The sequence below is a fragment of the Sphingobium tyrosinilyticum genome (assembly GCF_042654265.1).
In the GTDB taxonomy this organism is placed as follows: Bacteria; Pseudomonadota; Alphaproteobacteria; order Sphingomonadales; family Sphingomonadaceae; genus Sphingobium; species Sphingobium tyrosinilyticum.
In genome coordinates this window covers 1-12,492 of sequence record NZ_JBHSFZ010000016.1, presented here as the reverse complement: position 1 = coordinate 12,492, position 12,492 = coordinate 1, and the positions used below count along the sequence as shown (strand labels likewise).

At 57.9% G+C, this 12,492-nt stretch carries 11 protein-coding genes; 5 read left to right on the top strand and 6 right to left on the bottom strand.

The annotated features are described in order from the left end of the window. Positions 1-212 precede the first annotated feature (212 nt). Entirely contained in the window at positions 213-659 is a 447-nt protein-coding gene (locus ACFO3E_RS09535) for a ferritin-like domain-containing protein (protein ID WP_380804167.1), read from the bottom strand. Positions 660-902: 243 nt separating this feature from the next. Next, positions 903-1,067: a hypothetical protein gene (locus ACFO3E_RS09530; RefSeq protein WP_380804165.1), complete on the bottom strand. Its 165-nt coding sequence runs from the start codon at positions 1,065-1,067 to the stop codon at positions 903-905. Between the two features lie 236 nt (positions 1,068-1,303). On the opposite strand from ACFO3E_RS09530, the gene ACFO3E_RS09525 reads away from it, so the two are divergent. Next, a complete protein-coding gene (locus ACFO3E_RS09525) occupies positions 1,304-1,738 on the top strand; it encodes an antitoxin Xre/MbcA/ParS toxin-binding domain-containing protein (protein ID WP_066530088.1) in 435 nt (144 codons plus the stop codon). Then, positions 1,735-2,214: an RES family NAD+ phosphorylase gene (locus ACFO3E_RS09520; RefSeq protein ID WP_380804162.1), complete on the top strand. Its 480-nt coding sequence runs from the start codon at positions 1,735-1,737 to the stop codon at positions 2,212-2,214. Before ACFO3E_RS09525 ends, ACFO3E_RS09520 begins: the two co-directional genes overlap by 4 nt. Before the next feature lie 220 nt (positions 2,215-2,434). Here the strand turns inward: ACFO3E_RS09520 and ACFO3E_RS09515 are convergent, their stop codons facing one another. Beyond that, positions 2,435-3,100 carry a Crp/Fnr family transcriptional regulator gene (locus ACFO3E_RS09515; RefSeq protein WP_380804249.1) on the bottom strand — a complete coding sequence of 222 codons (666 nt, stop codon included), beginning with the start codon at positions 3,098-3,100 and terminating at the stop codon, positions 2,435-2,437. Positions 3,101-3,214: 114 nt separating this feature from the next. Here ACFO3E_RS09515 and ACFO3E_RS09510 point away from each other — a divergent pair, with 114 nt between their 5' ends. The 3 genes from ACFO3E_RS09510 (at position 3,215) to ACFO3E_RS09500 (ending at position 6,418) form a co-directional block, all read left to right on the top strand. Next, positions 3,215-5,047 carry an acyclic terpene utilization AtuA family protein gene (locus tag ACFO3E_RS09510; RefSeq protein ID WP_380804160.1) on the top strand — a complete coding sequence of 611 codons (1,833 nt, stop codon included), beginning with the start codon at positions 3,215-3,217 and terminating at the stop codon, positions 5,045-5,047. Position 5,048: 1 nt separating this feature from the next. Then, entirely contained in the window at positions 5,049-5,855 is an 807-nt protein-coding gene (locus ACFO3E_RS09505) for a hypothetical protein (RefSeq protein WP_380804157.1), read from the top strand. Positions 5,856-6,175: 320 nt separating this feature from the next. Further along, complete coding sequence (locus ACFO3E_RS09500; RefSeq protein WP_380804155.1) at positions 6,176-6,418, top strand: class II aldolase/adducin family protein; 243 nt, start codon at positions 6,176-6,178, stop codon at positions 6,416-6,418. Positions 6,419-6,482: 64 nt separating this feature from the next. On the opposite strand, the gene ACFO3E_RS09495 is transcribed toward ACFO3E_RS09500, so the two are convergent. The 3 genes from ACFO3E_RS09495 to ACFO3E_RS09485 all read right to left on the bottom strand — a co-directional run bounded on the left by ACFO3E_RS09495 (position 6,483) and on the right by ACFO3E_RS09485 (position 11,910). Next, positions 6,483-8,951, bottom strand: coding sequence for a TonB-dependent receptor (locus tag ACFO3E_RS09495; protein ID WP_380804153.1), 2,469 nt, complete (start codon positions 8,949-8,951; stop codon positions 6,483-6,485). A gap of 277 nt (positions 8,952-9,228) precedes the next feature. Further along, positions 9,229-10,074: an SMP-30/gluconolactonase/LRE family protein gene (locus ACFO3E_RS09490; RefSeq protein ID WP_380804150.1), complete on the bottom strand. Its 846-nt coding sequence runs from the start codon at positions 10,072-10,074 to the stop codon at positions 9,229-9,231. Between the two features lie 891 nt (positions 10,075-10,965). Next, the gene (locus ACFO3E_RS09485) at positions 10,966-11,910 is read right to left on the bottom strand and encodes a Coq4 family protein (RefSeq protein WP_380804148.1); all 945 of its coding nucleotides are present in this window, start codon (positions 11,908-11,910) and stop codon (positions 10,966-10,968) included. Between the last annotated feature and the right edge of the window lie 582 nt (positions 11,911-12,492).

The following is a 12,492-nucleotide window of genomic DNA, read 5'->3' as shown; positions in this document are numbered from 1 at the left end:
GACATCTCACTTACGCTGCCGGGCCTTGGGGCACGCTGGGCTAAAGTCGCCTGGGTACCAGGATTTGAGGCGGGGTGTAGCTTTGATGAACCGCTGCATAAGGCGGTGCTTGACGATGTTCTTCGTAGGGCGAACGCGTGACAACAGTAAAGGCGCTGTCTGTCTATTCGCCCGCGGCAGGGTCGCCCTCTAGTCGAGCGACCCTCGCGCGCTCAGGGCATGCTGTGCTTCAGTGCGCTGGCGCGATCGTGACCCGCCTTTACTGACTGAAAAGCGCGCTCGACGACCGTGCGAGATGATGGATCAAGATCATCATCGTTTAGAGCGGCCTGGAATTTACCCTTGATGTAATCCTCGCCGCGTTCGACTTCCTGGATGATCGCCTTGTCATCCTTGCCTGTGAACGCCGCCTTCAGGTCCATGAAGCTGCGGTGAGCGGCAGCCAGAAAACTGCTGTCATCCTCCGGATTGCCGCCGAGGCGCCTAACCTCCGCTTGCAGGGCCGTCGCAACCTCACTTCGTTCCCGCGCGAAGTCGGCGAACATCGTTGAAAATTGGGTGCTCTCAGCGTCTTCGGCCGCATCCTTGAAACCCTTCATGCTGTCGAGGGTCGTCTTGATCAGGCCGTTCAGGGTGCTGATTGTGCTATCGGTGCTCATGGCATCCTCCTGTGAGTGGAGGACTTGTAACGGGCGCCGCGACGGAAAGGTCCGCTGCTTGTCCTATCGGGTTAATCCGGAGCGGAAGGCGGGCTGCTAGTGGGCTGCCGTTCTGCCGTTGCCTTTCAGGATCATGGCGACGCAGTTTCGAATGACTGTCCACTCCAAGAACAGCTGCATCTCTCGTTCCTGCGCGCATGTGTCGATCATCAACTTCTTGCTCTTCTGCGCGAGGGGAAAGCCTCATGTCATCTGCTCGAGCACGCGCTCGCCATCCTGCAGGCGAATAACGGTTCCCGGCTGCGCAGGGTGGATCTGAAGCGGCCCCTCATTGAAACGCGCGCCTTTCTTGGCGCCAAACAGGGTCAGCTCATTCTGGATGTCGCCGCGTTGAGCTCGGTTGCACATGCCCGAAAGGTGAGAGGCGTAACCGCGGGAGTCAAGCGTCGCTCATGGAGCGCCCGGACGTCCTACTTGCGTGGAAAGCGGACCCGCCGTTTGCCGGGAAGGCGCTCGAAGATAGCCGCCATCACGCGGCATCGGCCCTCGGTTTGCAAAAACCTCGGCGCGCCAATCCTTTCTTCCCCCGCTTACGCAAGCCCCATATGAGGCATATATACACCTCACTTGAGACAGGAGTAGACATGGCCGCGCAATCCCATTCCGTAGAAGCCTTGCTGGGCGTTAAGGCCGGGCTGCCGGCGTCGCGTCTGGCCCTCCCCTCTTCCATCGAGAGGGGACTTCCCGTCACTGCACTGGATCATCTGGCTGACAGCGTGGCGCCGGGAGATGCGCGGTTCAAATTTCGGCTCATCCCAAAGGCGACGCTCGAACGTCGCCGCAAGTCTTCCTCGAAGCGGCTGACAAGCGAGGAAGGCGACCGATTGGCCCGCCTGGCCAAGGTTTTCAGCTTTGCCCTTGATATCTACAAGGAGCCGGAGCGCGCACGTGAATTCCTGAACAGGCCGCATGCCATGCTCGACGGCAAAGCGCCGCTAGACGTGGCCCTGGCGACCAGTCCGGGCGCGGACCTGGTCATCAATCTCCTTGGCCGCGCAGCCTATGGCGGAGGGGTATGAAGGGTGGCATCACGGATCGGGTTTTGACGGCTTATCGCATCGGGGATCCCAACGGCGTTCACCCGATCTACCATAGCGAAGGCGCGCGCCTCTACCCGGGCCGCTGGAACTCGCCCGCCTGCCCGATCATCTACACGTCGGAACATTATTCGACTGCGATGCTGGAAAAGCTGGTGCATGCCAACAACGTGCTACCCCCCAATCAGCATTATATCCGGATCACCATTCCCAACGGCATCCGTTATGAGATTTTCCAGCCGGCCGCCCACCCCGGCTGGGACGGCAAGGATGAAAGCCTGTGCAAGGCATTCGGTCTGGCGTGGTTCCAGGATCGGCGCAGCGCGATCCTGCTCGTTCCATCTATTGCCGCTCGGGCCGAGCGCAACATTTTAATCAACCCGCATCACCCCGATGCGGCGGGCATCACGCATGACTTGCCCGAGCCAGTCTGGTGGGACGAGCGGCTCTTCGGGTGAGGAAATGGGTGCAACGCGTGTCCAGCAGGCTTCTTGCTCCAGCGCCACGAACGCTCCAGAAGGGGATAGCCCCACAGTGACGGAACAGTCTACAGCGTCCCTGCATCGCATTTTGATGCGCCCGGCTCATCTAAAATGCCGTTCCGTCGGCCCAGCCTGCCGCAAAATGCCATCTGGAGCGAACGAGAAGGATCGGCATCAACACAGTTGCGCGCGAAACCTAGCCGTTAGCGACGGTCCGTAGGCGCGCAAGATCGCATAGCTTGATCCGGCCATAGCCGACTTTGATCAGCCCCTCTCGCTCGAACGCGGACAAATGGACATTCACAGTCTTGCGGGTGAGGCCGGTCATTTCACCCAGCAATTCCTGGCTGAGCCGGATGGTCGGCATTGGCTCCTCCATAGCTTTGCGATGGCCCTCGCCGGCGGCCAGCAGGCGAGCGGCGATGCGCTCGCGCGGGCGGAGCGAAATCACTTCAGCAGCCATACGAACGGCGCTGCGCATATTCTCGTAAGCAAAACCGGCGATGGCTCGCCAGATTTCGGGCCGGCGTTCTGCCACCCGATCCAGCGCGACTTCCGATATCTCTAACAAGACGCATGGTTCCACGCAGACGGCTGTAACAAGTCGTGGTCCGCCACTAAACCGTGTGGCATGGCCGAGCACTGATCCTGCCTCAGCAAGACCGATCATCACTTCCCGGTCACCTCGCGACGCGCAATAGGAATAAAGCACGCCCTCGACCACCACGAACAGACCGCTTCGATCATCGCCTTCGGCCTGAGCCCATTCTCCGACGTTGAGCCGCACGAGTGCGCCTTCTGAAACGAGGCTCTCGGCTAGTTCTGCCGGATAGTCCTTCAGCCACTCCGCCTTGCGCAACACAAGAAGCGCCGAATTTCGCTTTTCATTTTTCATCGCAGCATAGTAACTTGGGTGACAGTTTGCTGCCAGAGAAACCGTTAACAATGCTCCTATAAACGAAGGAGCGGATGAGAAATGGCGGTTGCTGGCGCAAATAGAGTTGTACGCATCGGTGGAGCGACGGCATCCTTCTCCGACACCGCGCTCTCGGTACCGCAATTGCTGGCCGGCGGACGACTCGACTATCTCATCTTCGACTACCTCGCTGAAGGGTCGATGGGTATTTTCGGCAGAATGCAGGCTGCTGACCCCCAAGCGGGCTATGGTACCGATTTCCTGACGGTTCATGTCGGCCCTTATCTGCACGAGATTGCCGCCCAAGGGCTGAAGGTCGTTGCCAATGCCGGCGGGGTCAATCCCGCAGGGCTCGCCGCAGCGCTCGAACGGATGATCGGCGAAGCGGATCTGTCGCTGACGGTGGCTTATGTCGATGGCGATGATCTGCGTCCGTGCATCGAGGAACTGCGGGCAGCCGGCCACCGTGACATGTTCACCGGAGCCCCGTTCCCCGAGAACGTCATCAGCGCCAACGCTTATCTAGGCGCTTTCCCGATCGCCGCGGCGCTTGCGAAGGGGGCGGACATCGTCGTGACCGGCCGCGTGGTCGATAGTGCGGTAGTGCTCGGACCTTTGATACATGAATTTGGCTGGAGACCGAGCGATTTCGACCTCCTGGCGGCGGGCACGCTCGCCGGTCACCTGCTAGAATGCGGCGCACAGATCACGGGAGGGACCTTCACCGACTGGCGCGATGTGCCCGACTGGGCGAATATCGGCTTCCCTATCGGCGAGTGCCAGGCGGATGGCAGCGTGGTGATCACCAAGCCTGAAGGCACGGGCGGGCTAGTGTCAATCGGCACGGTTGCCGAGCAGTTGCTTTACGAGGTCAGCGACCCGGCTGACTATATCGTGGCCGACGTGCGCTGCGACTTCGGCAATGTCAAACTGGAACAGATCGGCAAGGATCGGGTGCGCGTAACCGGGGCGCGAGGGCGACCGCCGACCGACAGTTATAAGGTCTGCGTCACCTTCGACGGGGGGTGGCGCTGCATCGCCTATCAGCCGATCATTGGCGAGGACGCCGTCGAAAAGGCGAAGCGGCAGGGTGAGGCGTTGTTCGCCAGAGCGCGCGCACTGCTGCGGTCGCGCAATATGCCAGACTTCTCTCTGACGGACATGGTGATGATCGGCGGCGAAGCCAGCTTCGGCGCGCACCGCCAGCAGGTCGAGACGCGAGAGCTGATCTGCAAACTTGTGGCCGATCATCCCGACGCTCAAGGCGCCCAGATTTTCGCACGTGAACAATGGGCCGGTATTTCGGGAATGTCCGTCGGCACCTCGATCAATCTTGCCACGAACGTCTTGCCGATGACGGGTATATTTCTATTCCTCCTGGACAAGCGAACGGTGACAGCGCGGGTAACCTTCGGTGGCGCCTCCGAGGAAGTGCCAGTACCGCCCGGAGTTCCTTCCGGTGCGCGCGCGCCGGCCAGCAGAGCGTCATTGCCCGCCCCCGCCGACCCCGGCGATGTTCCCGTTGATCTGGTGCAGCTGGCCTGGGCGCGCAGCGGCGACAAAGGCCAGTTGTTCAACGTCGCGGTCATCGCCCGCCATCCCAAATATCTTCCCTATCTCCACACCGCGCTCAGCCCCGATACGGTAAGCGAATGGTACCGCCACTTCGGACCCGGAGATGAAGCCCCGCGCGTCGATCGTTATGCGGCGCCTGGCTTCCACGCCCTCAATTTCGTGATCCACGACGCGCTTGTTGGCGGGATCAACGCCAGCACGCGGCTCGATCCCGCAGCCAAAGGCATGGCGCAAATGCTGCTGCGCTTCCCAATTCCGGTGCCGGCCGCGCTGGCGGTGGAACTCGGCGGCACTCCCCCCTCAGGCAAAGGAAATTGAAATGGCGGATTATTCCTATCTGATGAAGGGGATCGAGAAGGTTACAACCGACAGTAGCGTCCTGGTCAGTTCCTCCCGCTATCTGAATGATGCGCGCGTGCGCGATTGGGTGGCCACGCATCTGTTGCGCCGCAACGGCCCCGATATTCCGACACCATCGGACTCTATCCAGCTCGTCCAGATTCTCCGCGAGGTGCAAGACATCGATCATATCAACGCACTTTTCGCAGCCGAACGAGAGAAGAACGCCTCCCTCGACGCCTGGTTCAAGGAAGCTTATGTTTCAACCTTCCAGCTCGATGACCTGAAGCATTATGGACCGGAAACAGTGGGTGGCATCTTTTATGCGCAACTGACCAACAATGATCTTCAGGTCGATATCGTCCCGCCCTTTACGCCGCGTAACGACTATGAATATTTCCAGCTTCGTGCCGGACAGACGCACGACCTGGAACATATTCTTGGCGGAGGGGGATTTGATTTCATCGGCGAACTGGTTCCTTATTATATGCGGCTCACCAATCTGTTCATGCATATGAGCCCTGAGCTTGCCGGGGAACTCTCGGTTTTCTCTATCCTTGGATCGACGCGTATAATCACGCGCGCTGTGCTGCATTATCCGCAGACCTGGCTGACCACCCAAAATGCCGTCGAGCGCGGTTCAAGGGTGGGCCGGGCATCGGCGCCGATCTACATGATGCGCTATGAAGATGTGCTTGGGCTGACACCTGAAGCCGCGCGTGATGCGCTGGGTATCAAGTGCGTCGAACTGGCCGACACGGCAGAGGCGTCGGCCCAATGGTGCTAAAGATTTAGGAGAGACCAAAATGGAAATGTCGAGGCGACGGATCCCTACACTCGCAGAACTGGCTCCGATGCCGGGTCGCGACACGTTGATCCCGGATTTGACGGCGCGGAACTTGCGCTGCTGTGCCGAGGGCTCCATCGCGAAGACTATGACGATCATATTGCCAGGCATATCACCCTGGCCGAACCGGATGGCACCTTTCTCGTCAATCCTTGGTAACTTGCCTGGATGAATTGACCGCATCCGATATTATCCGCATGGACGGCGACGGGCGCATCGTCGAAGGCGCCTGAAGTGTCACGCCGGCCGTCGGGCTCCATATGGCCGTGCACCATCGTCGTCACAATCTGCGCGTTGTGGTCCACAATCATTCACGTCGGGGTTCGGTCTGGTCGGCGTCGGGCCGTATCCCTCCAGTTTACGACCAGACATCGGGCCATGTGGATGAGGATCCAACATTTTACGACGAGTATGCCGGACCGGTTGATGGCGCGGAAGATGCGCAGGCCGCTGCGGAGGCGCTTGGCGAGGGCCAATGGAAAGGAAGACTCCACCGCCTGTGAACGGCAGAGCCTTCCTTTTCCTCCGGCAAAGACCCCAAACCGTTACGAGCCGGTCATCACATGATTAATCCGAACCACCAAACTTGTAACGCGCGCGCAGGCCGAACATTCGCGGTTCGCCATACATCTGTGTCCAGCCACCGATCGTCTGGTAAGTGCCGGTATTGGTGATGGCGTAGAGCTTGTTGGTCAGGTTGGTGGCAAATAGTGACAGGTCCAGTCCGCTGGCAAGAGCATTCTTCCAGTCCAGCGTGGCGTTGAGCAAGCCGAATGCCGGCAGACGCACACCCGGCTCGTTGGTGGTGCCGTCCGGGAATTTCTCTGTCGAGAACGGCGCGGTCTCCTGCGCATCCGTCCAGTTGTAGCTAACGAACAGGCTAAGGTTGCCGAACTTCTCTGCGGTCGGAATGGTGAAGCGACCGTAGACGGACAGGATGTTGGGCGACAGATATTGCAACGGGCGGCAGGTCATGTCTGCCCCGGCAAAAACCTTAGGCGAAGTGATCGACTGAGCCGTGCAGTCCCAGACGCCCGAGTTTGAGTCGAACTTGAACGACTTGTAGTGGGAAGAGGTGTGGCTGTAGTTCAAGCCCAGCTCGATTTCGCGACTCGGCCGGATCATCGCCTCTACTTCCACACCCTTGATCACGGCCGAAGCAGTGCTGAGCGTGATCGCGCCGTTGCCGCCCGTGGCGCTGTTGCGGTCACCTGCGGCGCGCTGGATGTTCGAATAGTCCAAATAGAAGCCATTGACGTTGAGGCGGGTCGCTATACCGCCGACCTCGAAGTCCGACTTGAAGCCCGCTTCATAGTCGGTGAGGTATTCCGGCCCGAAAGTCCGGGTGTTCGGAAACACTGCATAGGCGTTGAAGCCGCCTGCCTTGTAGCCCTTTGTCACCTTAGCATACAGCATCAGGTCGTCATTCGGCCGATAATCGATACCCACTGTCCAGTTCGGCGCCGAGCTTTTGAGATTGCCGGTAAACCGGCAATCAGTCAGCGGAGTCGCAGTAAACTGCGACTTCCAGGAGCACAGGTTAATGACGGCGCCCCCGCCGATCGGGATCGCCGACCACGACGCCGTAAAGCCCTCTACATGATCCCAGGTATAGCGATACCCTCCAGTCAGTCGAACACGATCTAGCCCGGGCACCAACGCTCCGAGATCGAGGCTCGCTTGCGCGTAGAGCGCCTTCGATTCATTGGTTACCCCGACCTGGCTGGTGCCCAGCGCACAGCCGACTTCGGTCTTTCTACTGCAAACGTTGATGGAGAAGGACTCCATCAGACCTGCCGGAGACTGTTTGAAGTAGAATCCGCCCACGGTGTAGGTGAGCCTGTTGTCCAGCGCATTGCCCTGCAACTGCAGTTCTTCCGTGAACAGCTTGTAGTAATCACGCGGCGACCGGCGACTCTCGATCGTGGTACCAGTGTTGTAGATCGGAGCAATCGTGCCGTCCTGATCGTTCGAATAATAGGATTTAAAACGAGCATAGCTGATGATGTTGCGAATTTTTATATTGTCAGTCGCGTCGAAGTCAGTGGTGTTTGTGATCCCCCAAGTCACGGTTTTGGCGAAATCATCCACTCCATGAGCAGTCTTGCGGGGACCAAGAGCGTTGGCTTGCGCTATCAGGTCGGTGTAATAATTGCAGTTCCCAGCGGAACGACAGAAATCAAAAGACGGCACAAAACTGTCGAGCGCCTGAAAATATCCCGTGTTAAACCCCTTCGCGATCGAGCCCGAGCCATTTGTTCGAGAATAGCCGTAATAAGCCATCGTATAGTTCTGGAGATTTTCGGTCGGGTTCAACATCATTCCGAAGCGAGCCATGCGCCAGTGCGTGTCGTCGCGATCCTTACGCCAATTGACGTCATAGGTAAAACCGTCACGATCGCGCGTTGCGCCGACCAGGCGGATGCTCACCTTGTCCGTAACTGGAACGTTGAGCATGGCTTCCAGCTCAGTCATGTTATAGTTACCAACGCCGCCTCCGATATAGCCTTCAAGCTGACCTGTCGGTTTCGCCGGAGTGAGCAGGATCGCACCACCCGTTGTATTGCGGCCGAACAAGGTGCCCTGTGCACCCGACAGGACCTGCACGCTCTGAAGGTCGACGAAGTTACCCGGGCCACCCTGGTTCGAGAGCGTGTAGCCGGACGGCAGCGGCACTTCGTTCATGTAGACGACGACTGCGGGCGATCCCTGAAACGATGCCGACTGGCCGCGAATGGAAGGCGACATGACATCGCGTGATGCCTGACCATTGGGGGCGATTACCAACGACGGAACCGATGCCTGCATGTCCTGAAGGCTCGTGACGCCACGCTCCCGCAGCCCTTCACCTGAAACCGCGGTTATGGCAATTGGAACGTCCTGCGCACGCTCCTCACGCCGCGTGGCCGTGACGACAATCTCATCGATCGCAGTCTGCGCCAGTGCGACGTCAGGCGCGATCAGCGCACCCGCAGCAACACCCGTAAATAACAATCGGCCTGCATGCCGTCGACACGCTAAGAATTCAGCCCCCATGCCATCCTCTCCTTATCTTTTCGAGCGAGAACCATTAGATATTGGAAGAAAAGGAAGGATATTGCCGCCGAAAACGCACAGTTACCGTCATACCGACCTTAGGCCCGCTGACTTCACCGACAGGCATGGCAGAGCGTTTCCACTCCGGCGCCCCTCCATCCCTCTTTATTATTTTTTGCGCATTTTTTTATCCTTATCACTACAGCATATGGCCCGCAATGACCATTTAGATGCCATAACAACTTCTTCCTCATGACTTTATTTGAAACTTATTCAATTAAGGCCATCCTCCGGATGATCCCACATTGACGCGAGCAACATCGATACGCCCACTCCTGACCTTAACTGTCACTGCTGGATCATGATCTGAAGCGCAGCAGATGAACAGGTCGCGCCCATCCATTCCGCCGAGCATACAGGCATAGGGTCGGGCGGCTTCGATCGGGATTTGCGTCAAGATCTCGCCGCCTTCACGCACGCGTATCACAGAGTTCGCAAGGGCGACGGCCACCCAAACGCAGCCTTCTGCATCAAGGCAGATGCCATCTGGTGCATAGCCGCCCAGGTCAGCAAATATGCGCCGATTGAAGAGCCGACCTTCCTCATCGATATCGAAAGCGGTCAGGCGAGACGCGAATGTCTCGGCAACGATGAATGTCCGACAATCTGGAGTGATTACGCTACCATTTGGGCAATGCAGGTGATCCGCCGCTACCGCAACTGCCCCATCAGGAGCGACCGCAGCGATGCATGTCGGCCAGGGAGCTTCACCACTGTAATAATCAAATCCGACATTGCCCGCGTAAGCCCAACCCCGATGATCAACGACCATGTCGTTACTCTGCCCGGAGTGAATAGCCGCCAATTCGGCATACATGACCAATTGCCCATCCGAGCCTCTGCGATAAAGCCGACGCTCGTCCATCGAAACCACCAACAGGGCGCCATCTGGCAGCCAGCCCATGCCCGACGGCCCGCCTGGCACAGCGAAATGCTCGTAAACATGACCATCAGGGTCAAGGACGTACACGGTTCCGCCGTGTTGGTCGGCAAACCACAGACGCCCTTCATGCCAGCGTGGCCCTTCCGGAAAGGCAAAGCCGCGCGCAATCGTTCGGGTCATGAGCGGCGCACCCGCGCGAAGACCGCGGTGAGTTCTTTGGTTATAACCAAGCTCTTACCTCCCCACCGTCGCGCTATTGTTTGCGCCCTTCTTCGATGTTACGCACATCGGCAAAGCTTAGCAATAAGGACATGTCCTTTTTTGCGGAATAATAAATCGCCTGGGACATGCAGATCACTGCTGTGCGTCGAATACGCTCCAATACGCGTAGATATCCCATATCGATGCTGCGCAGTTTTTTTTGCGTGACGGCTGCAGGTCTGCCTGATCAAGCATCATTTTACCGGCGCCTCAGGATAGCCGAGCAGAGGAATTCCCCTCGCGCGGCAAGTTCCCAGTCCGGGTGCGTTGCCGGCGTTTAGCGGATGCGCTTGGCATCATCTTTGTGTCGATGCCATTTCGGTGATCAGCACCGGTTTGCTCGGCGCGGCGTCAAACCACCCTAAACGGGTGATATGAACTAAAGGCGGTTATTTCCGCTCCTACGAACCAAGGCCTGAAATCGGCTCGTTCCCAGCCTTAGCTCTGAAAATCGATAGAGCGGATAGAACCGTAGCCAGATTTACTCCTGAGCATCGGCAAGGGTCGAGATGGAAGTCCGCGCTGAGTGCCTCCGTTCCGCGCCCCCACAGCAAACTTGCCCGACAGACGGAATGCAATGCGCCAAAGTCTCAGCGCGAACATCCTCGCTCACTATGCATCTACGAAGTTGCAATCGTGGGCCGAAGAAAGGCGCTCGGAAGTTCCCTTGGCGGCGGTGCGAGCAGGTGACGACATTTTTCATCGTCCACCTTTGCTGCGTGGACTAGCACAGGCTGGTCGATCAGCTGTGGCGCATCATGACCATTGGACGCCGCAAATGAGCCAGCGTGTTGTGATTCATGCAGGTTGTTATTGTTTTGCCAGAAATGCATGGGGATCGACTCCCTCGGATTTCCAGACATCATGCACCTTCTTATACCAAAAGGGTGCTGGCACGTTGAACCGCTCTCTTACTTCTGCCAGCGGCATGGGCAGTATTCCCCGGATCGATTGTTCGACAATCCTTGTGCAAAGCCTGCCGTGGCGATGCGCTTCGATAATAGCGCGGAGGATCGGCGCCTTTGTCTTGAGCTGAACTTTCATCAGCAGCGTTCCTGCTGTAGATACTGCCAAATGCCCGGGACTAGGACGTTGATGGAATAAATAGGCCAACAGGCACTGCTCACCCAAGGGATCTCGCTCATATCCCGTCAGAATGTGGAGAATGTCATGGATATCGCGCAAGCGGTCATTATACCATTCCACCCCATCCTTGAGTAAAGGCTGGCCATTGCGATCATTGCCTGTAGCCGCGACAAGTCCTGCTGCGCTTAAACCTTCACGCTCCATAAAGTCGCAATAGGCATGAGCAAAGCTCCCCTTGGGAGTTTTGCGCAAGGCAACATGATCATCGAGTATGTCGGGGAGATAGGGTTCGCTTTGATAGATCGCCTGTCCCTGCGGGCTTGTAAGAAAATTAATCGCTGCTTCTGCGGCTCCGCGCCAAGGTAGCGCGTCGAAAACGCCGATGATTTGATCAGTCTGTTCTTTGTCTTTTCGCACATGGCTGAAGTGGCGCCATGCTTTGACAAAATTCCATTTTGGTCGCTGCCTGTCGGGATGGACCAGGGGTATGACGTCCACCGCATCGCCTCGCCTGCGGGCAATTATACTCGCGTCGAAATGTCCATCTTTGTAGAAACCAAAGGCATCCGCAGTTAGTGTCCGATCATCGCAGTTTTCCGCAGCAGGCAGCTCTGAAAACGCAAATTGATCGATGTCAGAATCTTTGACACGAGATAAGACGTTTTCCATGTGCATACCCATTCAAAATTTTTAATCGGATATTAACTTAGAATATCCTTGTCAATTGGTTGGTCGATTTCAATGCCTTATCGACCCTCATCCGCATCCAGGCGTGCAAACCCGATCGGGTCCTGTTTCCGGACCCCCCGAGGGCCAGCAGTCCCTGCCGGCCGCAACAGTGGCCGGATGGACGGCAACCTACCGACGTCAGTAGATCAATCGGTAGTTGCGACGACGGGTCCGTCCAAAGACGACCGACCGCACCTGAATTTCAGGAATAAGCCGCTGCTGACGCCAGGATCTCCGCGCGCGGTCGCAACGCTAGCCTTTTTCCGCGCTTAGCCATCGGAAAGCTGGCGAGGTCAATTCCCGCTAGCTGGGAAGATGAGGATCAGCGACATAGTTTGTGATCGGAAAATTCTAACGCGAGCCACCGTGGTTCCGCAAAAGGCCCGAACGCCAGGTCAGTTTGAGCTGATGGACGATGCTCGCGGTCGCGTCCGTCAACGTGGTGTAATTGGGGTGTGGCCTCGGGCCGCATCGATCAGGCGGCTTTCGGTGTAATCTGTAGCGGCGGCGTCTCCTCGATCA

What these genes read in the sequence shown, in the direction of transcription:
- ACFO3E_RS09535 (WP_380804167.1), bottom strand. Translation starts at nt 659, where the DNA reads ATGAGCACCGATAGCACAATCAGCACCCTGAACGGCCTGATCAAGACG.
- ACFO3E_RS09530 (WP_380804165.1), bottom strand. Translation starts at nt 1,067, where the DNA reads ATGTGCAACCGAGCTCAACGCGGCGACATCCAGAATGAGCTGACCCTG.
- ACFO3E_RS09525 (WP_066530088.1), top strand. Translation starts at nt 1,304, where the DNA reads ATGGCCGCGCAATCCCATTCCGTAGAAGCCTTGCTGGGCGTTAAGGCC.
- ACFO3E_RS09520 (WP_380804162.1), top strand. Translation starts at nt 1,735, where the DNA reads ATGAAGGGTGGCATCACGGATCGGGTTTTGACGGCTTATCGCATCGGG.
- ACFO3E_RS09510 (WP_380804160.1), top strand. Translation starts at nt 3,215, where the DNA reads ATGGCGGTTGCTGGCGCAAATAGAGTTGTACGCATCGGTGGAGCGACG.
- ACFO3E_RS09505 (WP_380804157.1), top strand. Translation starts at nt 5,049, where the DNA reads ATGGCGGATTATTCCTATCTGATGAAGGGGATCGAGAAGGTTACAACC.
- ACFO3E_RS09500 (WP_380804155.1), top strand. Translation starts at nt 6,176, where the DNA reads ATGGCCGTGCACCATCGTCGTCACAATCTGCGCGTTGTGGTCCACAAT.
- ACFO3E_RS09495 (WP_380804153.1), bottom strand. Translation starts at nt 8,951, where the DNA reads ATGGGGGCTGAATTCTTAGCGTGTCGACGGCATGCAGGCCGATTGTTA.
- ACFO3E_RS09490 (WP_380804150.1), bottom strand. Translation starts at nt 10,074, where the DNA reads ATGACCCGAACGATTGCGCGCGGCTTTGCCTTTCCGGAAGGGCCACGC.
- ACFO3E_RS09485 (WP_380804148.1), bottom strand. Translation starts at nt 11,910, where the DNA reads ATGGAAAACGTCTTATCTCGTGTCAAAGATTCTGACATCGATCAATTT.